The 20,347-nt window shown below is 71.4% G+C and carries 20 protein-coding genes; 12 read left to right on the plus strand and 8 right to left on the minus strand.

Annotation, left to right across the window (positions count from 1 at the left end):
- Nucleotides 1-42: 42 nt before the first annotated feature.
- Nucleotides 43-291: a hypothetical protein gene (locus ACGFIS_RS14750; RefSeq protein ID WP_392911389.1), complete on the minus strand. Its 249-nt coding sequence runs from the start codon at nt 289-291 to the stop codon at nt 43-45.
- A gap of 421 nt (nt 292-712) precedes the next feature.
- On the opposite strand from ACGFIS_RS14750, the gene ACGFIS_RS14755 reads away from it, so the two are divergent.
- From ACGFIS_RS14755 to ACGFIS_RS14765, 3 genes are all read left to right on the plus strand, one after another.
- A complete protein-coding gene (locus ACGFIS_RS14755; RefSeq protein ID WP_392971092.1) occupies nt 713-1,546 on the plus strand; it encodes a hypothetical protein in 834 nt (277 codons plus the stop codon).
- A gap of 215 nt (nt 1,547-1,761) precedes the next feature.
- Nucleotides 1,762-2,895: a chaplin family protein gene (locus ACGFIS_RS14760; protein WP_392971095.1), complete on the plus strand. Its 1,134-nt coding sequence runs from the start codon at nt 1,762-1,764 to the stop codon at nt 2,893-2,895.
- Between the two features lie 146 nt (nt 2,896-3,041).
- Nucleotides 3,042-3,623, plus strand: coding sequence for a class E sortase (locus tag ACGFIS_RS14765; protein WP_392971098.1), 582 nt, complete (start codon nt 3,042-3,044; stop codon nt 3,621-3,623).
- Between the two features lie 50 nt (nt 3,624-3,673).
- Here ACGFIS_RS14765 and ACGFIS_RS14770 read toward each other — a convergent pair whose 3' ends face one another.
- A complete protein-coding gene (locus ACGFIS_RS14770) occupies nt 3,674-4,669 on the minus strand; it encodes a matrixin family metalloprotease (RefSeq protein ID WP_392911398.1) in 996 nt (331 codons plus the stop codon).
- A gap of 381 nt (nt 4,670-5,050) precedes the next feature.
- Here ACGFIS_RS14770 and ACGFIS_RS14775 point away from each other — a divergent pair, with 381 nt between their 5' ends.
- From ACGFIS_RS14775 to ACGFIS_RS14800, 6 genes are all read left to right on the plus strand, one after another.
- Nucleotides 5,051-6,028 carry a PRC and DUF2382 domain-containing protein gene (locus ACGFIS_RS14775; protein WP_392971101.1) on the plus strand — a complete coding sequence of 326 codons (978 nt, stop codon included), beginning with the start codon at nt 5,051-5,053 and terminating at the stop codon, nt 6,026-6,028.
- A 471-nt stretch (nt 6,029-6,499) separates the two neighbouring features.
- Nucleotides 6,500-8,449 (plus strand): glycoside hydrolase family 3 protein, encoded by a 1,950-nt coding sequence (locus ACGFIS_RS14780; RefSeq protein WP_392971104.1) that lies wholly within the window; start codon nt 6,500-6,502, stop codon nt 8,447-8,449.
- 157 nt (nt 8,450-8,606) lie between these two features.
- Nucleotides 8,607-9,443 carry a patatin-like phospholipase family protein gene (locus ACGFIS_RS14785; protein ID WP_392971107.1) on the plus strand — a complete coding sequence of 279 codons (837 nt, stop codon included), beginning with the start codon at nt 8,607-8,609 and terminating at the stop codon, nt 9,441-9,443.
- A 1-nt stretch (nt 9,444) separates the two neighbouring features.
- Nucleotides 9,445-10,419: a 1-acyl-sn-glycerol-3-phosphate acyltransferase gene (locus tag ACGFIS_RS14790; RefSeq protein WP_392971110.1), complete on the plus strand. Its 975-nt coding sequence runs from the start codon at nt 9,445-9,447 to the stop codon at nt 10,417-10,419.
- A 4-nt stretch (nt 10,420-10,423) separates the two neighbouring features.
- Complete coding sequence (locus tag ACGFIS_RS14795; RefSeq protein WP_392911408.1) at nt 10,424-10,837, plus strand: RNA-binding S4 domain-containing protein; 414 nt, start codon at nt 10,424-10,426, stop codon at nt 10,835-10,837.
- Between the two features lie 987 nt (nt 10,838-11,824).
- Nucleotides 11,825-13,333: a peptidoglycan recognition protein gene (locus ACGFIS_RS14800; protein ID WP_392971113.1), complete on the plus strand. Its 1,509-nt coding sequence runs from the start codon at nt 11,825-11,827 to the stop codon at nt 13,331-13,333.
- 314 nt (nt 13,334-13,647) lie between these two features.
- Here the strand turns inward: ACGFIS_RS14800 and ACGFIS_RS14805 are convergent, their stop codons facing one another.
- The 3 genes from ACGFIS_RS14805 to ACGFIS_RS14815 all read right to left on the minus strand — a co-directional run bounded on the left by ACGFIS_RS14805 (nt 13,648) and on the right by ACGFIS_RS14815 (nt 15,698).
- On the minus strand, nt 13,648-14,370 hold the full coding sequence (locus ACGFIS_RS14805; protein ID WP_392911413.1) for a class I SAM-dependent DNA methyltransferase: 723 nt from the start codon (nt 14,368-14,370) through the stop codon (nt 13,648-13,650).
- Between the two features lie 63 nt (nt 14,371-14,433).
- On the minus strand, nt 14,434-14,859 hold the full coding sequence (locus ACGFIS_RS14810) for an MmcQ/YjbR family DNA-binding protein (RefSeq protein ID WP_392911415.1): 426 nt from the start codon (nt 14,857-14,859) through the stop codon (nt 14,434-14,436).
- A 44-nt stretch (nt 14,860-14,903) separates the two neighbouring features.
- On the minus strand, nt 14,904-15,698 hold the full coding sequence (locus ACGFIS_RS14815) for an alpha/beta fold hydrolase (RefSeq protein WP_392911417.1): 795 nt from the start codon (nt 15,696-15,698) through the stop codon (nt 14,904-14,906).
- A 188-nt stretch (nt 15,699-15,886) separates the two neighbouring features.
- Here ACGFIS_RS14815 and ACGFIS_RS14820 point away from each other — a divergent pair, with 188 nt between their 5' ends.
- Nucleotides 15,887-16,477, plus strand: coding sequence for a TetR/AcrR family transcriptional regulator (locus ACGFIS_RS14820; RefSeq protein ID WP_392911452.1), 591 nt, complete (start codon nt 15,887-15,889; stop codon nt 16,475-16,477).
- 61 nt (nt 16,478-16,538) lie between these two features.
- Here ACGFIS_RS14820 and ACGFIS_RS14825 read toward each other — a convergent pair whose 3' ends face one another.
- Nucleotides 16,539-17,183 (minus strand): DNA alkylation repair protein, encoded by a 645-nt coding sequence (locus ACGFIS_RS14825; RefSeq protein WP_392971260.1) that lies wholly within the window; start codon nt 17,181-17,183, stop codon nt 16,539-16,541.
- A 167-nt stretch (nt 17,184-17,350) separates the two neighbouring features.
- Between ACGFIS_RS14825 and ACGFIS_RS14830 the strand changes: the two genes are divergently transcribed.
- Complete coding sequence (locus ACGFIS_RS14830) at nt 17,351-17,455, plus strand: zinc-binding dehydrogenase (protein WP_392911456.1); 105 nt, start codon at nt 17,351-17,353, stop codon at nt 17,453-17,455.
- Between the two features lie 105 nt (nt 17,456-17,560).
- Here ACGFIS_RS14830 and ACGFIS_RS14835 read toward each other — a convergent pair whose 3' ends face one another.
- Complete coding sequence (locus tag ACGFIS_RS14835) at nt 17,561-18,304, minus strand: class I SAM-dependent methyltransferase (protein WP_392911419.1); 744 nt, start codon at nt 18,302-18,304, stop codon at nt 17,561-17,563.
- Nucleotides 18,305-18,423: 119 nt separating this feature from the next.
- Here ACGFIS_RS14835 and ACGFIS_RS14840 point away from each other — a divergent pair, with 119 nt between their 5' ends.
- Nucleotides 18,424-19,359: a helix-turn-helix domain-containing protein gene (locus ACGFIS_RS14840; protein ID WP_392911421.1), complete on the plus strand. Its 936-nt coding sequence runs from the start codon at nt 18,424-18,426 to the stop codon at nt 19,357-19,359.
- A gap of 125 nt (nt 19,360-19,484) precedes the next feature.
- On the opposite strand, the gene ACGFIS_RS14845 is transcribed toward ACGFIS_RS14840, so the two are convergent.
- Complete coding sequence (locus ACGFIS_RS14845) at nt 19,485-20,186, minus strand: hypothetical protein (protein ID WP_392911423.1); 702 nt, start codon at nt 20,184-20,186, stop codon at nt 19,485-19,487.
- Between the last annotated feature and the right edge of the window lie 161 nt (nt 20,187-20,347).

Consider the following 20,347-nt stretch of genomic DNA (forward strand, 5'->3'; position numbering starts at 1 on the left):
CGGTGCCCGCCGGTCTCCTCGGCTCGGCGCCCTGACGGGACGTCAACGCCAGGGCGGGTGCGCCCTGCGGCGTGCGCGTTCGGCGCGGGCTTGGGCGGACGTCCACTCCCAGCGGGAGTACAGCGTCCAGGCACCGGCCAGGACCCGCCTCGAACGAGTGCCCTGAGCAGCGGGAACGCTGGGGACGACGATGAGGCGGACGTCGGTGCGGGTGACGAGCCGGCGGCTGCGGCGGCTGCGGCGATGGCGCGCCGGCCACAGGTGCGCGAGCACGGGCGAGTGGTCGGGCATCGGCACGCTCCTCGGGCGGGCGGCCGCTGTGACCGTCCGCTCACCGAATGTAGCGTACGGGATACCGTTCGCCATGCTTCTCCCGAACTCCGCATGAATGCCGACCGCCCGCGCCCGCGCCCGGCGGTCCGGAACCGGGCAGAACTTCAAAGCCCGACAAAGGAGTCATCGTGCGGCCGGAATCCCGCCCGCGGTAAAACGGGAATTCATGCGCCGGTAAATGATCCGAAGACACGCCGGACGACAGAACAATGGCTTCTTGATCACGTGTTTCACGGTGCTACGTTCGAGCCCGGCCGGACCAGATCCGGACGCCGACGCGAGGAGAGAACCGGCAGTGCAGCCCGCACCGATCCAGCGCGGGGCGATAAGCCCCCAGGGTCGGCCGCGGCGTGCCCTCGTCCCGGTTCTCGTGCGCCTGATGGCCATCGCCGGATTCGCGTTCGCGGGCTGGCTCGCCCTGTCCGCACTGAGCGAATCCGCATCCGCGTCCGCGGCACAGCGGCCGACGCATCCGGACAGCACGATCCGGACCGGCTTCTGGGAGCACGATCTTCGCGATGTGCCCGGGCGTGTGCGCGAGATCGGCGACCGTCCGCTGCGGCATGCCGGCTCCTGGGAGGGTGACCTCCGTGACGTGCCGGACCGTGTGCAGGAGATCGGGGATCACCCCGTGCGGTTCCTTCAGGCGCGGCGGCATGACGTGTTCGAGCGCAAGGACCGGACCGTCCGGCAGGTGAGGGAGCTGGCCGACGCGGCCGGCGTCCCGCGCGTGCGGCTGCCCCGCGTCCGGCAGGACGCACCCCTCGTGGAGGGTCTCGTCCACGACATCGCGGGGTCGCGGCCGGTCCTGGACAAGGGGCTGCTGCCCGACGCCGGGGAGCAGCCGGCGGCGGAGGACGAGGCGCAGGCGGGCAACGAGGCACAGGCAGACGACGAGGCGGCGGCGCCCGGCTCCGGCACGGCCGCCCGCAGCGGTCATTCGCCGCCCACGCCCGACGCCTTCGCGGGGGACCGGAAGCCGGGCCACTGCCGGGGATGCCAGGGGAACGGGCACCTTCCCGGTCCCGTGCTGCCCTCGGGGCAGGACAACCCGCGGAGCGGCGGCAACGGCGGCCATCCGTTCTCACCGGTCGCCGACCTTCGCGGCGGCCGGTACCCGGCGGCGCCGTCCGCCGTGGAGTCCGGCACCTTCCACCGCACGGCGCTGACCGACCTGTCCGCGCCCGGCGGCCCGTCGGTCGTCCCGGACTAGCAACCCCCGGCCGGCCGGATCGGCCGGTCCCCGGACGGCCCGCGCGATTTGAGGCGCGCCGCCCGTCCCCGATCACCGAAGTGATCGCTTCCCATCTGACCTTCTCCATCGGCAACGGCCTCGCCCGGCCGCTGCGAGCTGCGCTCACCCGGACGGTGCCGCGCAGCGATCACCACCGATTCACCGAATCGCGAAACAGGACAGGAGCAACACAAATGCGCATGTGGGCAAGGAACACCGGCCGCGCCGCCCTGGTGGCCGCGGGCGCCGTCGCCGTCGGAGCCGCCTTCGGCTCCGGCGCGGTCGCGAGCGCCGACACGACGTCCGGCAACTTCAGCGTGCTGGGCGGCAACCAGCTGGAGACCCCGATCTCCATCCCGATCGAGGCGAGCGGCAACGCCGCCGCCGCGCTGGGGGCGTCGCAGGCCCAGTCGAAGGGCGGGGCCGCGGTCGAGGGCGCCCGGCACGGCGGCGGCGACGGCATGCAGACCTCCGGCAACTTCTCGATCGGCGGCGGCAACCAGATCAAGGCGCCGATCAGCATTCCGGTGGACGTCTGCGGCAACGCCATCGCGATCATCGGGCTCAGCAAGGCCCAGTGCAAGGGCGGTGCCAGCGTCTCGTCCGGTGGGAAGGGCTCCCACTACGACTCGGGCCCGGGCTACCGGAGCTACGGCTGGGGTGACGACGGCGGCTGGGGCGGCAACGGCGGCGGCGGGGGCATGCAGACCTCCGGCAACTTCAGCATCCTGGGCGGAAACCAGCTGTACGCGCCGATCAGCGTCCCCGTGAACGTGTGCGGCAACGCCGCCTCGGTGCTCGGGGCCGCGCAGGCGCAGTGCAAGGGCGGCGCGTCCGTCGAGCGCAGTGCCACCAGGGACCCGAAGATGAAGACCTCCGGGAACTTCAGCATCCTGGGCGGAAACCAGGTGTACGCGCCGATCAGCATCCCGGTGAACGTGTGCGGCAACGCCGTCGCCGTCCTGGGCCTGGCGCAGGCGCAGTGCAAGGGCGGCGCATCGGTCGGGGACGGGCCCGACGAGTTGCCGCCCACCATGCGGACACCGAAGAAGGAGAAGGTCTACAAGCCGTCCAAGAAGAGGCCCGCCGCCGGGAAGAAGAAGCTGCCGTCGACGATGCGGGCCAACGGCTCCCGCATGGCGCGGTCGGCCCCCGACTACCGGAGCGCGGACGGCCTGCCCGCCGTGCAGGGATTCGTGGACTCGCTCAAGCGGTCCGCGCCGGTGACGGTGCCGGGCGTGGACGTCAAGCCGGGGCACATCGGCCCGAAGCTGCCGACGGACGGGGGCCTGCCGGTCAAGGTCGGCTCCCCGGTCCTGAACTCCTGAAGACATCGAATCGGCGCGGGTGACGATCCGCGGCCGATGAGGTGAGGCAAAGGGGGCGGCAGACGTGCCGCCCCCTTTGCCGTCAGCGGGGATTTCCCGCCGGCCGGACTTCCCGCCGGCGGAATTCAGACCGATGGAGGTGAACCATGCTCGATCGCAAGTCCCTCGCCGCCGCGGCCCTGGCCGCGTGCTGCGGCCTGCCGGTCCTCGGCGTCCCGCAGGCGCAGGCGGAGACGCACGCGCAGGCGGAGACGGCGGCCGTGTCCGCTCGGGCCGCCGCTCCCGCCCGGCCGAAGAAGGGTGCGGTGATCGCGCGCATCCGGATCAAGCGGATGGGCTTGAAGGTGAAGGTCAGGGAAGGCGTCGGCGGCTCGGTGCTGCGGCGTGCCGTCGGGCACTATCCGAGGACGGCCCTGCCGGGACACGAGGGCAACACGGTGCTGCTCGGCCACCGGACGACCCATCTCGCCCCGTTCAACCAGCTCGACAGGATGCGGCGCGGCGACCGGATCGTCCTGCGGGTCGGCAGGACGGCCTATGTCTACAAGGCGCGGAGCATGCACGTCATCAAGCCGAGGGACCGGAGCGTCCTGGAGCCGGTGCCCTTCAAGCGGCGCAGCGCGCCCGACGGCGAGTACATCACGCTGATCACCTGCACCCCGAAGGGGTCGGACCGGCGCCGGCTCGTCGTCATCGGCACGCTTCACCACAAGAAGCGCATCCGCTGACCCTGATCGTGATGGCCGGACGCTGGACGGCGCGCGCCGACCGCCGCCGCTCAGCGTCCGCCGTAGAGGGCGATCAGACCGTCGTAGTCGCCCTTGCCGAGGGTGGCGGGGCCGTTGTCGCACGACCCGATGGACGGCGCCATCGTGAGGCCGGAGTGGTCGGCCCCTTCGACGTGGGCGAGGCCGAGGACATGCCCCGCCTCATGCGTCGCGACCGCCTCGACCGAGTAGCTTCCGGGTGAGCACGTCCCGCCCGACCACCACTTCTTTCCTTCCTCCTGCAGGGCCATGTCGGTCTCGACCGTCGTCCTGTCCCGGAACCAGATGCAGGTCGCCGCGAGGACGTTGGTCTCCGTGCCGGTCATGGGAAGCCAGCCGAACGTGTTGACCCGGTTCCGGGTCCCGCAGGCGGCCTTCCCGGTGATGTTCGGGGCGCTGCCCGATCGTCCCGCGTAGCCCTGGCCGATGTCCGGCCGCGGCGTGAACCGGCCGCCGCCGCATTCGGTGCGGGCGTCGACCATGTTGGAGATGCCCCGGGTGATGCCGGTCATGGGCAGCCCGTTCGTCCCCGGGTGGTAGCGCCACTGGACCGTGGAGCCCTTCGGCCACCTGCTGGGTTCGAGGCGGTGCACGCCGTCCTCGCAGGGATCCAGCGGCGCACGGGATCCTCGCGGCCTGCCCTCGGGCACCCGCCCGCCCCGCGTGGTGATGGTGATCTCGCCCGCGCGTCCGTCGACCTCGATGCGCAGTTCGGCGCCGCCGGTGGTGCGCAGCGCGTGCGCGACCAGCGAGGTCCCGTCGGCCGGGACGGTCGCGGTGAGCCCGTTCGCGCCGCGCACGGCCCGGCCGCGCAGGTCGCAGTCGGCGATCTTGACCCGCTGCGGCATCGCGCGGGCGGACAGGGTGCCGCCGGGCTTGCACCAGGCGGGAGAGCGCCCGGCCGCCACGGCGGTCCCGGTCCCGGCCCCGGCCGTGCACGCGAGGGCTGAGGCGACCGCCACCGCCGCCACCGCCGCCGGCCGGGACGCGCGTGAGAATCCGTGCATAGCAGTTCTCCGATGTGTGGGAACGTCCTTTCGCAGTGTTGCGCGATCCGCGGAAAAGGAAACCGCCGCTTTCTAAAATGATCACCATCATGGGCCTTGCGTCGTCCGCAAATGGGGTGCGACGGATATGTGCCGCTGGAAAATGCCGGAGATGTCTCGCGGAGGCGGGGGTAAGTCTTCGGTAAATCGTTCACCACAATCGTGTAAACGGGTTTATCGACACCCTATTCGGAAACTCAGCAGGTAATCCGGCAACTCGGGATCAACAGAACAAGGACGTCGGTGTCGCCGACGTCCGACCGAGATTCACCGCTACCGAGTGGCGGGCTCCCCCGCCTCCCCCAACTCCTCGCCGTCCGGCAGCGTTTCACGGAAGCGGAGGTGTTCAACGTGCAGGCGCAGACGCAGGTGCGGGAACTGATGGGCATGAGCGTGACCGACACCAACGGGACGAAGGTCGGCACGATCAAGCAGGTGTACCTCAACGACGACTCCGGGGCGCCGGAGTGGGTGACGGTGCACACCGGATGGTTCGGGATGAGGGAGAGCTTCGTCCCCCTGTCCGGGGGACGCAAGAACCAGGACATGCTGCAGGTCCCGTACGACAAGGAGACCATCAAGGGCGCTCCGAACGTGGACGCGGACGAGCACCTGTCGCATGCCCAGATCGTGGACCTGTACCGGCACTACGGCGTCCGTCCCCCGGGCGGCCGCCGCACGGGCGAGACGGGCACCGCAGAGCAGGGGACGACGGGCGACCGCCGCTTGACCGGCACCGAGGCCAAGGCCGAGCGCAAGGACGAGGGCAAGGCGGGCACGCAGGGCGCCGCAGGGAAGGCCGGCGCGGCCGGCGCCGCGGGCGCCGCCGGGATGGCCGTACGTCCCGAGAAGGGCAAGCAGGAGCGGCAGGCCATGCCGCCGCAGTCGGCGCGCGAGGGCGCGGAGGCCCCGATGACCGAGATCACGCGGTCGGAGGAGCGGATGCGCATCGGCACCGAACGGCACGAGGCGGGCCACGTCCGTGTGCACAAGTGGGTCGAGACCGAGATGGTCGAGCGCACGATCCCCGTCTCGCACGAGGAGCTCAGGATCGACCGCGAGCCGATCACGGGCGGCGAGCCGAGCCCGGAGGTGTCGCTCTCCGAGGACGACCTGGAGATCATCCTCTACGAGGAGCGCCCGGTCATCGCCAAGGAGACCGTCCCGGTCGAGCGCATCCGGGTCCGCACCGAGCAGGTGCAGGACGAGCAGACGGTCCGCGGCGAACTCCGCAAGGAGCGCGTCGAGGTCACGCGCGACGAGGAGACCGGGACCGGGCGGGAGACCGGCCGCGGAGGCCGCGGCGACCTGCCGAAGTAGCCTCTCGCCGCACCGGAGACGCACCGGATCACGACGCGCCCGGCCGAGTCGCCCACCCGCCGACCGGCCGGGCGCCCGGCCGCCCGATGCCGGGCGCGGCCGGGAACGCGGCCGAGTGTGGCCACGGTGCCGGATGGTGCCGGACGGGGCCGCCGCCCGCCCGCGTGCGGGGCGCCCCGGCGGGCGGCCGGAAAAGGCTGGATGATCTTCCACCCCGTCTGACCAGCGCCGTCCGCGGAACTGACGGAACGTGTGGAGTCGATCACCGTCAACCCCCCTTTTCACGGTTTCCACGGGCCGCGGGCATCAATATTTAGGTTTCTTGACAGATAAGCGGGAGCAGTAGAGGTTCCTGGGTGACGACGTCACCGGTGCAGGGGTCATGGCCGTCCGGGCGAGCCATGACCCCGGGCCCCGGCGCGCGGTCCGCCGGTCCGCGCGGCGTCCTCGAAGAGACCCAGGAGGGACGACTTGCGACACCCCCACAGACGCGTCATCAGCTCCCGGATCGGGCGGTCACTGGTCGCGCTCGCGACCATCGCCGCCCTCCCGTCGGCCATCGCGGCGCAACCCGCGCTGGCCGCCGCTCCCCAGGCACCCCCGGACGACGCCCCCTACCTGAACCAGCGGCTCCCCGTCTCCAAGCGGGTCGGCGACCTGCTCGGCCGCATGACCCTGGAGGAGAAGGTCGGCCAGATGACGCAGGCCGAACGCGGCGCCATCGACGGGGACCGCGACCAGATCACGGAACTGGCGCTCGGCTCCGTGCTGTCGGGCGGCGGTTCCGTGCCGGCCGACAACACCCCCGAGGGCTGGGCGGACATGGTGGACGCCTACCAGTCGAAGGCGCTCGCCACCCGGTTGAAGATCCCGCTGCTGTACGGGATCGACTCCGTGCACGGCCACAACAACCTCGTCGGCGCGACCGTGTTCCCGCACAACATCGCGATGGGCGCGACCCGCAACCCCGACCTGGTCCGCCGGCAGCAGCAGATCACGGCCACGGAGACCAGGGCGACCGGGCCGCAATGGATATTCGGGCCGTGCATCTGCGTCGTCCGTGACATGCGCTGGGGCCGTGCCTACGAGGCCTACGGCGAGGACCCGAGGCTCGTCATCGAGATGGAGACCGGCATCGAGGGTTTCCAAGGCCGCCACAAGCGGGACCTGAAGAGCCCCAGGCACGTCCTGGCGACGGCCAAGCACTACGCCGGTGACGGCGACACGGTGTTCGGCTCGTCCACCACCGGGACCTACACCATCGACCAGGGCGTCACGGTCACCGACCGCCGGGCGTTCGCGAAGATCGACCTGTCGCCGTACGCCGTGGCCGTGCAGAAGTACGACGTCGGCAGCATCATGCCGTCGTTCTCCAGCGTGGACTGGAAGGAGGACGGCGTCGGCAACCCCGTCAAGATGCACGCGCACAAGGAGCTGCTGACCGACGTCCTCAAGAAGAAGATCGGCTTCGACGGCTTCCTCATCAGCGACTGGGCGGCCATCCAGCAGATCCCCGGCGACTACGCCACCCAGGTCCGGACGTCCGTCAACGCCGGCGTCGACATGTTCATGGAGCCCTACAGCGCCCCGCAGTTCGTCGAGACGCTGCTCGCCGAGGTCCGCGCGGGACGCGTGCGGGAGTCGCGCGTCGACGACGCCGTCAGCCGCATCCTGACAGCCAAGTTCGAACTCGGCCTGTTCGAGAAGCCGTACACCGACCGCAGGCACGCCGGCACGATCGGCTCCCCGGCGCACCGCGCGGTCGCCCGGCAGGCCGTCGCCGAGTCGCAGGTCCTGCTGAAGAACTCCGGCCGCGCGCTGCCGCTGAGGCGCAACGAGGAGATCTACGTCGCGGGCACCAACGCCGACGACATCGGCAACCAGGCCGGCGGCTGGACGGTCACGTGGCAGGGGCAGTCCGGCGACATCATCCCCGGCACGACGATCCTGGAGGGCATCAAGCAGAACTCCGGGCACGTCACCTACAGCGAGGACGCGTCCGCGCCGATGTCGGGCAGTGACGTCGGCATCGTCGTGATCGGCGAGACGCCCTACGCCGAGGGCGTCGGCGATGTCGGCAACGGGCACACGCTGAACCTGTCCGACGCCGACAAGGCCAACATCGACAAGGTGTGCGGCGCGATCGAGACCTGCGTCGTCCTCGACGTCGCGGGCCGGCCGCAGATCGTCACCGACCGGCTTCCGGCCATGGACGCGTTCGTCATGTCCTGGCTGCCCGGCAGTGAGGGCGCGGGCGTCTCCGACGTCCTGTTCGGCAAGCGTCCGTTCAAGGGCCGCCTCCCGGTGAGCTGGCCCCGCAGCGAGGACCAGGAACCCGTCAACGTCGGCGACCGGAACTACGACCCGCTGTTCCCCTACGGCCACGGTCTGCGGACCCGCCGCGGCCACCACCGCCACTGAGCCACGCCCATCCGGATGACGGGCCGGCCGCCCACCACCCAAGGCGGCCGGCCCGCTTCCTTCGCCGGATCACGCAGATCACGTGGAAACGCCGGGTTCACGCCGTTTACCGCCGGTTTCGCTGGAGAGGCTGCCCTCAGCGTTCGAAGGAGGGCGGGTGGATCGTGAGCCGCGGGTCGCGTTCGTGCTCGGAGGCGGTGGCGTGCTCGGCGCGCACGAGGTCGGCATGTTGCGGGCGCTGCAGGAGCACGGCGTCCACCCCGACGTCGTCGTGGGGACGTCGATCGGTGCGCTGAACGGCGCGTTCGTCGCCGCCGACCCGGGCACGGCGGTCGAGCGGCTCACCGGCCTGTGGGCGGACGACTCCGTCCGCGACGTGTTCGGCGCCCGCGTCTGGGCGCGGCTGTGGACGCTCGCCCGCTCCGGTACCCACCTGCACTCGAACGAGCCGCTGCGCCGGATGCTCGGCGAACTGCTGCCCGTCGAGACGTTCGAGGAACTGGCCGTCCCGTTCCAGTGCGTCGCCGCCGGGATCGAGACGGCGATGGCGCACTGGTTCACCGGCGGGCCGCTCATCCCGGCGGTGCTGGCCTCGTCCGCCGCGCCGGGGCTGCTCCCGCCCGTCCGGATCGGGGACCGGCACTACTTCGACGGCGGTCTCGTGCACAGCATCCCGGTCGGCCGCGCCGTCATGCTCGGCGCCACCACCATCTACGTCCTGCACGTCGGGCGCATCGAGCGCGACCTGGCGCCGCCGCGCCGGCCGTGGGAGGTCGGCATGGTCGCGTTCGAGATCGCGCGGCGGCACCGCTTCTTCGAGGAGATGTCGAGCCTGCCGGACGGTCTGGACGTGCACGTCCTCCCCGCGGGCGGCAGACCGCGGAAGGCCGGGGTCGACCTCGCCCAGATGCGGTACCGGAACCTGTCGGGAATCCGCGCTCACATCGAGCGCGCCTACCAGGCATCCTTGGAGTACCTCGAAGAACGAGCGTGAGATGCTTCCTCCCCCCTTCGTCCGCCGCCTCCTCCTCACTCCGCTGCTGTTCGTCCTCACCGTGCTGGTCGTCGTGGTGTTCCCGGTCGCCTACCCGCTGGCGATCGTCCTGGGACGCGACCGCAGACGCGTCGCCCGGCTGCTGTGGTTCACGCTGGCGTGGGGGACGCGGGAGTCGGTCGCCGTCGTGGAATGCGGATGGCTGTGGTGCCGGCGCCGGGCCCGCGACGACCGGCACTACGACATCATCCGCCGCTACGTCGCCGGCCTGTACGCGGTCGCGGAGCGGCGCCTGGGCCTCCGCGTGGAGATCGAGGGCGAAACCGAGACCGGGACGGCGGGCGAGGACCGCCCGCTGATCGTCCTCAGCCGGCACGCGGGCCCAGGCGACGCGCTCCTCCTCGTCCACCATCTGCTCGCCGACTACCGGCGGCGGCCCCGCGTGGTCATGAAGGCGCAGCTCCAACTCGACCCCTGCATCGACATCGCGGCGAACCGCATGCCGAACGTGTTCGTCACGCCCGGCGGCCGCGCCATCGACGACATCGGCCGCCTCGCCTCCGGCCTCGGCCCCCGCGACGCCCTCGTCATCTTCCCCGAGGGCGGCAACTTCACCCCGGAACGGCGGCGGCGCGCGATCCGGCGGCTGGCCCGGCTCCGCCGCGCCGACGAGGCGGAACGCGCGACCCGGATGCGGAACCTGATGCCGCCGCGGCCCGGCGGGGTACTGGCCGCCCTCGACTCCGCCCCGTCCGCCGACGTCGTGTTCGTCGCGCACATCGGCCTCGACCACATGACCACCGCGGGCGACATCTGGCGGCGCGTCCCGCTCACCGGCGTCGTCCACGCCCACTGGTGGCGGATCCCCGCCGAGGACGTCCCCGCCGACCGCGACGCCCGCACCGACTGGCTGTACACGCAGTGGGAACGCGCCGACGCCTGGATCACCGCCAACCGGGCACCCGCGCCGGAGTGACATCATGGAACACATGGGCGACGAGGGGACGGTGCGGGTCGATCTGTGGCTCTGGTCCGTGCGCCTGCTGAAGACCCGCTCAATGGCGACCACCGCCTGCCGCGCGGGCCACGTCCGCGTGAACGACGAGCGGGCCAAACCGTCCACCGCGGTGAAGCCCGGTGACGAGATCCGGCTCCGCCACGACGGACGGGAGCGGATCGTCGTCGTCCAGAAGATCATCCGCAAGCGGGTCGGGGCGCCCGCCGCCGCCGAATGCCTCATCGACAAGAGCCCGCCCCCGCCGCCGCGCGAGGCGCTGATCCCGGTCGGCCGCCGCGAACGCGGAGCGGGCCGTCCCACCAAACGCGACCGGCGCGAGCTGGAACGCGTCCTGGACCGCTACCGCACCCTCAACAACCCGCCCGAAACGGACTGACCGCGCGGCCCAGAGCGGCTCACCGCAGACCTCGGCCACGCCCCGCCGGGCGGACCCGCAGATCACGACCGCAGACGACACGGGACGGCCCTGTCCGGCGGGTCAGCTCGTCCCGGACGGGGCCTTGCTCAGGTCCACGACGCAGAAGACGTTGCCCGGCGAGCCGGACCGGGCCTTCCGGGCCGACCGCGGCGCGGAGGGCGACCCGTCAAGGCGGAGGAGGCCCGCTCCGCGGGCGCGCCGGTCGCGGCCGCCGCCAGTCGCGACTTGCCGGCCCCGCCGGGGCCGAGGAGCGTCACCAGCCGCGCCCGGCCGGCGGCGGACTCGATCTCCGCCAGCTCCGCGCCACGTCCGACGAACGAGGTGCGCGCGGCGGGCACCCCGGCCACCGTCCCGGCCTCCCCGTCAGCATCCGCCAATGATTCCGCACCCCGCGCGGAGCCCGGACGGATCCACAGGACTCCGAAGCAGCATCGCCGCGCGAGGCCCCGTTCGGCCCACCCCCTGGTGGCCGGCCGCCGTGACCCGCGGCCTGGTGCACCTTTATGGCACCCGGCGCGCGAAACCCTGACCCCTGGCCCTTTCGAGGCCGACGACGAGAATCGCCACGAACACGCTCCAGGTATTAATGGTAACGGAATGTATCCAAAGATGGTGTGGCTGCTCGGCAGAGCCGATTTCAGCGAAGTTGAGCAGATTTCTTTGGCCCACTTCTCGCGGCCGATTGACCGCGAAAGCCAATACCATTCGACTCGCGGGTGCAAGCCTCCTTCTTTAGACAGCGTCAGACGCCGGCGACGTGTCACACTCCCGAGCACGACATGACTCTGACCTCGGATTATGTGCGATCCCCTAAGGGGGGAGCTGTAGCGGCGGTGGTCCGCGCCGATGGCCGGAGCCCGCGTTTCCGGCGGACGAATCTGTTAATGTCCTCGCCATCGTTTTCCGGGGGGAAAATTTTAGTCGGGCATCGTTGGAGGTTTTGTCGTGTTCGGAAGTACCCGGGGCCGCGTGGCCGTGCTGTCCACCGCGGGGGCGGTGGCCGTGGCGGGGGCCGTGACCTACGGAATGGCGCGTCCCGCGGAAACATCGTCCTCACCCGCCTCGAACATGGCGCCCGTCAAGGGCGAAGTGCGCACCATCGCACTGCACGGGCAGGGAAAGGCCCCCTGGGCGAAAGGACGTCCGGCCGCGGGGATTCCCGGCACCGGGACCGAGTCGTTCAGCATGCTCGGCATCACCTGGGAAGCGGTACGCGCCGACCTGAAGGGCGCGGTGGCGATCAGGACCCGCTCCGCCGGCACCGGTGCCTGGTCGCCGTGGCAGAAGCTGGAAACGGACGGCGGTGACGCCCCCGACTCCCGTTCGCCGGAGAGTTCCGGATCGCGCGGCGGCACCACGCCGCTATGGGTCGGGCCGTCCGACGGCGTCGAAGTGCGGGTTTTGGGCCGCGCCGGCAGCGAGCTCCCCGACGGGTTGCGGGTCGACCTGGTCGACCCGGGAGGCAAGGGGCGCGGCCGTCCTACGCACGCCGGCCCGAAGAAGACCCACACCAAGGGCCCGCACGGCCCGACGGGCACCGCGACGCCCACCGCGACGCCCGACGACCCGTCGCCCACCGGCTCCGAGACGCCCACCGCCTCGCCGAGCCCGACGTCCAGCCCCTCCGCTCCGAGCGAGACGCCCACTCCCACGCCGACCGCCTCCGAGCCCACCGCATCCGCGTCGCCCGCTCCGGAGACCCCCACGCCGAGCCGGACACCCAGCCCGACACCGACCGCCGCGGAACCCACCGCCTCGGCCACACCGACGGCGTCGCAGTCCCCGAGCCCGACGACGTCTCCGAGCGCGCCCGCGCCCCCGTCGCCCAGCCCGACCGAGACCACCGCGGACCCGGCTCCGCGTCCGGCGATCACCTCCCGTGCCCACTGGGGTGCGGACGAGTCGCTGGTGAAGGAGGCGCCCGACTACGACCAGTCCGTCAAGGCCGTGTTCGTCCACCACACCGACACCGGCAACGCCTACACCTGCGACCAGTCACCGCAGGTGATCCGGTCGATCTTCACCTACCACGTCACGAGCCTCGGCTGGAACGACATCGGGTACAACTTCCTGGTCGACAAGTGCGGCACCCTGTTCGAGGGACGGGCCGGCGGGGTGGAGCGGCCCGTGCACGGCGCCCACACTTACGGGTTCAACACCGACACCACCGGCGTGGCCGTGCTCGGCACCCACATCAGCGTGGCCCCCGCCCAAGCGGTCCTGGACACCGTCGCCAAGGTCTCGGCATGGAAGCTCGGCATCGTCGGCCAGAACCCGGCCGGCAAGGTCACCCTGACCTCCCAGGCACCGGACGGCGCCGGCAAGTACCCCTACGGCAGCCAGGTCGCCTTCAACGCCATCTCCGGACACCGCGACGGCTTCGCCACCGAATGCCCCGGCGAGGCCCTGTACGCCAAATTGCCCACGATCCGCACCGCGGCATCCGGCCTGTAACGGGCTCTCATCTGCCGGGCGAGCCCGGTCGCCTCGTCTGCCCAGGCAAGCGCGAGACGACCGGGCGGTGCCATGGCCCGACGCGCCGGTGGATCTCCAGGCCCGCGGCAGGCGGTGCCGCCCGGGGCCTTCGGGGGAGCGTTCACGGCCGGGCGGTGGTGTCGGCGTAGAAGCCGTTCCGCAGCGCCGTGAACGGTGTGCCCGCTTTCGACAGGTGGCGCGCGCCCTGCTGGCCGAATGGCTGGATCGAACCGGCCCCACCCGGGCCGCCCCCGGCTGAGACCGCGATCGGGTGCCGTCCGACGGCGTCCGCGTCAGTCGGGGGTGCCGGCTTTGCGCGCGAGGATGAGACGGCCGCGCGGACTGCCGTCCTCGCGTCGCCCCAGGGCCTTCAAGGGGACCGTCGTCACGGTGAATCCGGCTGCCGCCAGGTCGTCGCGGACCGCGTTGAGCGGGCAGGTGCGGTAGTACATGACGAACGGGGGACGCCACACCGCGTTCCTGACCCGCATGGCCAGGTCGAATCCGAGCAGCGCCCAGTACCAGGCGGACGTGGGGGGCGGCGGCGCCCCGATCGGGAAGGCGAAGAGCCCGCCGGGACGCAGCGCGCGGTGCACCCCGGCGAAGAGCGCGGGCCGTTCGGCGGGCAGCAGGTGCCCGAGCGCCCCGAAGCTGACGGCGAGGTCGAAGGCCTCGGTGAAGGGCAGCGCCCGGACGTCGGCCCGTACCCATTCGGCGTCCGGATGTGCTTCGCGCGCCTGTGCGAGCATGCCGCCGCTGAAGTCGACGCCCGTGACCCGTCCTCGGCACAGCGGCCGGAGGACCCGCATGCCCGCGCCGGTGCCGCAGCACACGTCCAGCCCCTCGCCGAACGGCCCGAGTGGACGCAGCGCGTCGGCGGTCGCGTCAAGGACGCGGTCGGGGGTGCGGAAGGGCGTGTGATCGAATTTGGGTGCGAGCAGGTCGTAGCCGCGCTCGACCGAGGACAGCGACTGGATCGCCAGCTCGCGCAGAGACGGGCCTTGAGACGAGAACACGGGCCAAGGGTACTTCTCGACGTCGGCCCGTCCGCCGGCTCCGGGTTCGTGGCGGGACGGTGATCACGTCGGGGGATGGGCGTCGAGCCAGGCGGCGGCCCGGCGGGCTGACGCGCGCGACAACCACGCGTCCTGAACTATTTCCGCCAGCTCGTTCCGGGTGAGCTCGCCGATGCGTCCCGCCCGCAGCAGCACGGACAGGTGGCCGTTGAAATGCGCGGTGGTGAAGAACGGTGACGCCTCGTCCTGCACCAATGCCTGCTTGTCCTCTTCGGACGCGACCCAGAAGACGATGACATCCCGGTAGCGTTCCCCGGTCTCGGGATCGACCGCGTCGGGTCGCGGATTGCGGAAGAAGACGAACGACTTCCCGCCCACCTGGTAGACCGGATTGTCGTCGGTTCCCGGATAGACGGTGACATGCGGCATGGCCAGAGCGAGCTCGTGTACGTCCTCGACCCGGGCGGGCCGGCTCTCGTCGTCGGGCATGGCCTCAGCGTAGGCCGCACGCCATTCGAACGGCGCTGCCGTGATCACCCGGTGAGGAAGTCGGTCAGGACCGGTGCGAGGATCTCGGGCTGCACGACGTGTTCCTGGTCCTGCAGAATGTGAAGGCGTCCCTTCGGCAGCGCGTCCGCGATCCGCCGGGCGGCTTCGATCATCCATTCGGGGCTCGCCCCGCCGGCCAGGACGAGTGCGGCCGTGGTGACGCCCGCGGCCTGCTCGGCCGGTGTCCGTCCGCCCCGGCTGTACTCGCTCATGACCTCGAAGGGGTCGTAGCGGAGCGTGGGTGCGTGAGCCCGCATGGCGGCGTCGCGGCTGAGGTCGTCGAGCACCTGCGGTGGCAGCCCCATCGGCTCCAGGAACGTCCGGACCGCATCGCCGTGGCGACCGCGGGCCAGCAGCGCAGAGATCCGCTCCGCCTCCTGCCGTTCGGCCTGCCGCTCCTCCTCGGTTCCGGATCCGAAGGGCGGCTCGTGCAGCACGATCTTGTCGATCGGAAGGCCGTACGCCGCCGCGTGCTGGACGAGGGCCGCACCGGAGGAATGGCCGTACGCCGAGGCCGTCCCGCCCGCCTCGGCGATGACCGCTCCGAGGTCCTCGATCTCGCGCTCGACCGCGTACGGTGCGGTGTCGCCGCTGCCTCCGCGGCCCCGCCGGTCGTAGTTCAACACGGTGAAGTGCCCAGAGAGCGCTTCGGCGAGCGGCCGGTAGGTCGCCCGGCCCTGCAGCGCCGCGGAGACCAGGACGAGCGGCGTCCCGGCACCGGTCCGCTCGAAGGCGATCTCCGTTCCGTCCTTGGACGTCGTTCGATGTTCGGCCGTCATCGGTTCTCCTCGCTCTAGAACTAGACGGTACAGTACTGAGTTGAGTACTGGGCCGTCCAGTACTGTTGGGTCCACGTTCGTCAGAGGAGGCAGTCATCGAAGAGCCGGCCCAGGGGGCGGTCCAGAAGGTTTCCGGGGACGGCGGGCCCGCTGAGCAGGGCCGATCCGCCAGGAAGCGCCGGGCGATCATCGAAGCGGCCCGCACGGTGTTCCTGCGCAAGGGGTACGGCGGCGCCAGCATGGACGAAGTGGCCGCGCTCGCCGCAGTGTCCAAGCAGACCATCTACAAGCACTTCGCCGACAAGAAGCGGCTGTTCACCGCGATCATCACCGGTGACATCAGCGACACCGAGATGCTGACCCATGAGATGGTCACGGCGCTGGGCGACAGCGAGAACCTGGAGGAGGACCTCCGGCGGTTCGCGCGCAGGCACATCGTCGAGGTGACCCAACCGCACCTGGTGCGGCTGCGGCGCATCATCATCGCCGAAGCCGAGCGTTTCCCCGAACTGGCCCGGACGTGGTACGCCAACGGGCCCGAGCGCGGGCACGCCGGCTTCGCCGAGCAGTTCCGCGCGCTCGCCCGGCGGGGGCTCCTGCGCATGGACGACCCGATGCTGGCCGCCCAGCACTTCAACTGGCTGATCCTGTCCATCCCGCTGAACAAGGCGATGTTCCACGGCGACGCCACCGAGTTCGCCCCGGAAGAGCTCGAAGGCTACGCCGACGAGGCCGTCCGCGTCTTCCTGGCCGCCTACGGCACCCCGCAGACCCGCTGAAGCCCGACACCCGCCACAGGAAGACGATTTGGCGGAACCGGTTCCGTGCGCGCGAACCCTCCTACTTGCCGTCCTGGCGGCGGACGATCTCGGTGATCCAGACGGGCGCGAACGGTGACGTGCAGCCCGGGGAGGTCGGGTAGTCCTTGAGCACCTCCAGGCGCTCACCGATGTCGATCGCACGGGCGCGGTGCTCGGCGTGGTCGATCCCGATCTGGGCCAGGCAGTGGTTCATCGCCCACTGCAGGCGATCCGGGGCGTCCTTCATCTCCGTCTCGATGACGTCGAGCAGTCCCGTGAGGTCGAGACTCTCGGGCTTCTTCGTCACGCGTTCGGTGGTCAGCGCCCAGCCGGCACTCGCGACCACCGGATCGGGATCGGCGGCCCAGGCCAGGCGCAGTTCCTCGGAGTGCGGGTTCTTCTTCACCACGTAGTTCACGAGCCAGTCGTGCACCTTGGGTGTGCGCGCCTCGCGCAGCATGACGTCCAGCTCGTCACGCTCGAACGCCTTCGGGCGGCAGATCAGGGTCGCCAGCAGTCTCGCCGCCGTGTCACCTGTCTCCCAGAGCCGGCGCGCGAGTTCCTGTTGCGTTTTCAGCCGTTTCGCGACGGCGCGCAGCCTGCTGAGGTTCACACCGTGATCGTCACCGTGCTTCTCGTTCACGGCGCGCGCCTTCGGGTCCTCGAGCGCGGCCAGCTCGGCCATCACCTCGGCCACCGCCGTCTCGGTCGGCGTCGTCTCGGTCACCTCGGCCTCCTGTCCATCACGGGCGAACCTCAGCCTACGACGGCGGTCGGCGCACACCGCGCTGCACGGGCTGCGCGACGCGGGGAGGATCGCCGCCGGGCAGCGGGTCCTGGTCAAAGGAACAGATCGCACCCGTCATCGACCGGACCTACCCGTTCGCCGAGATCCCCGAAACGCTGCGCTACATCGAGCAACGGCACGCCCGGGGCAAGGTCGCCATCACTTTCTGATCGTCCGCCGGTTCCGCGCCGCCCGGCGTTCGCGCCGCTTCGGGGTCAGACGGTGAGCAGCGTGCCCGCCGCGGCGCGCGACCGCCGAACAGGGCGCGGTTCAGTTCAAGGGCGGGTCGCCTGCACGAAGGTGATCCGGCCGAACCTGTGGTCGGCGTGCGCGACCTCCCGGGCGTCGCCGAACCCGGTCTCGGTGAGCAGCGCGACGATGCCGTCGCCATGGTCGCGGGCCGCAACCGGGCTGTGCGCCACCCGGGAACGCAGGGGGCGGGGCAAGTGCCGCAGGGCGTGGGCCGGGCCGTGGCCGCGCGCGGTGTGGTCGGCGTCCCCGGCGTCGGACGAGGGGCCGCCGAAGTCGACGACGGTGACCCGCCCGCCCGGCCGGAGGGCACGCAGCGCGTCGCGCGCGAACGCGCTCCGGCCGTCGTCGTCGATGTGGTGCAGGGCCAGCGACGAGATCACGTGGTCGAGCGTGGCGTCCTGGGCGGGGATCCGGTCGGCGTATCCCTGGACGAGGGTGAGAGCGACGCCGCGGCGGCGCGCCTTGCGCGCCGCCCTGCGCAGGGCGGCCCCGTCGGGGTCGAGGCCGGTCACCCGCGCGCCCGGCTGGGCGGCGAGCACGGTGAACGAGAGGTTGCCCGTGCCGCAGCCGATGTCGGCCACCGCGTGCCCGGGCTCGATTACGGCGAGCTCGACAGCCCGCTCGTGCAGTGCGCGGACGCCGGCCACCCGGGTGAAGGCGTCGTAGAACGGGAGGAGCCAGGTCTTGCCCGCACCCGGCAGGAACGGGCGGTCCCGCTCCTGCGGGGTTCGCTGGTCGAAGATGCGTACGTGGGTTGAAGTCGCCATGGGTGCCCCTTGCGCAGTTCGATGGCCGGTCTGCGCGCGGTGGCCGCGGCAGACCGGGTGCCGTCATCTCTCAGTCTTGGACATTCCGCGGTTACGGAGCAGGACATAAGTTGGAAACCATGGGACATTCTTCGGGCGGTGCCTCGGTGGGCGCCCGGTCGCGGCTGCGCACGGTGCGGCTCGACGGGACGCCCGTCTACCGCCACCAGCAGCGCCCCGGCGTGCCCGCCGTCTCGGTGACCCGTTTCGACGCCCGAGCCGCCCACGCCGGCCTCCCGGCCGGCCACCGGCACGCCCACGACTTCCTCGTCCTGGTGTACATCGAAGAAGGTGCGGGCTCGGTCACCATCGACGGCACCGAAAGGCCGCTGCGCGCCGGCGAGGTCCACGCCGTGTCACCCGGGCAGGTCATCGGCGTCACGACCGTCACCGAACTCGCCCGCGGCCGCGCGTGGTCGGTCGCGTTCACACCGGACGCCGTCCCCGCCTTGGCCTCGGTCTCCCCACTGGCCTGGACGCACCATCCCCTTCTCGCCCTGTTCGCCCCCGGTGCGGGGCGCGGCCGGGTCGACGGCCCCGACCAGGCGAACTGGTCGGCGTGGCTGACCGACCTTGCCGAGGAACTCGCCGACCCGGGCCGTCTCGGGGCCCGCGAGGCCATCGCCGCCGCGCTCACCCGTCTCCTGGTCGCGGCCGCGCGACTGGCACCCCGCGCTCCGGGTACGCCGGACCCACTCGTCGAGCAGGTCTTCGCCGAGATCGAGGCGACATTCCGCGAACCGGTCTCCGCCGCGGATGTCGCCCGCACGCTGGGCTACACGCCCGGACACCTCACGACCGTGCTCCGCCGGCGCACCGGCCGCCCACTGCTCGAATGGATCACCGAACGGCGCATGATCGAAGTCCGGCGGATGCTGCGCGAGACCGACCTGCCGCTCGACGCCGTGGCCGCCCGGACCGGCCTGCGCGATGCCACCTATCTCGTCCGCCGCTTCCGCAACCGCTACGGCATCACCCCGCAGCGATGGCGCCGCGCCGAACGCGAACGAGCATGAGGGAAGGGCCGTGGCGTCGACGCGGCCCGTGGATAGCGCGTCTGCGGCCTACCTGCTGCGGACAAGTGCGACCCGCCGCCCTCTTCGATCGAGGGCTGCGGGCCGAACGCCGGTCGCGGATGTTGTCAGTCTCTTCGCGGAGGCGTGGTGTGCCGCTCCTTCCCTGACGAGGCGCCCACCTTCTGCCGTCCGAGGTGGAAGGGGCCCCGCCTGGTCCGCTGCGACGGGACGGCGGTCGCCTCCGGGCGGTCATCGGCCCCGACGCGGTCATCCGCGCCGACACGATCATCCGCACGGACACGATCACCGGCGCCGACACGGTCATCCGCACCGACACGGTCATCGACGGGGCGGCGCTCCCTCTCCGCCCGCCGTACCTCGCGGACGCCGACCACCAGGAATCGTCCCAGCGCCAGCCCTGCCAGCAGGACCATGACGCTGCCGAGGCCCTCGAAGAACGACAGCCGTTCGGCGACCTGCCGTCCCTCGCCGCCGAGCGGCGATCCCACGCCCATGTTCCAGAGCGCGGCGATCGTGGTGCCGACGACGAACCAGAGGCCGCCGAGGACGGCCAGCCAGCCGCCGAACTGGGCGATGGGCCGGTTCGCCGCGAACATCAGGATCAGTCCGCCGATGCCGACGGCGATCGCCGGAAGGATGGACAGCACCAGGCGGTCGGCGCTGTAGACCCACGCATCACTCGAACCGAAGCCGAAGTCGAAGTAGGGGCCGATGAACGGAATGAGCCCGCCCCAGAGTGCGAGGAGCACCAGCAGCAGCCCGCTGAGCATGCCGCGGCTGCGGGGCGCTCGCAGTTTCCCAGCCATGAGAATCCCCCTCTGACCAGGTGATAGTCCAATATTTCAGGTTCAGGCATGCCGTACCCGATATGTCCCAGTCCAACCGGTTTGGGCATCAGGCAAGGTGTCGGCGCGGTTCGGTCTTCCTGCCACGGCTGTGTGATCCTTAAGTCCGGAAATGTGCCGTC

The sequence above is a fragment of the Spirillospora sp. NPDC048824 genome (assembly GCF_043198455.1).
Classification (GTDB): Bacteria; Actinomycetota; Actinomycetes; order Streptosporangiales; family Streptosporangiaceae; genus Spirillospora.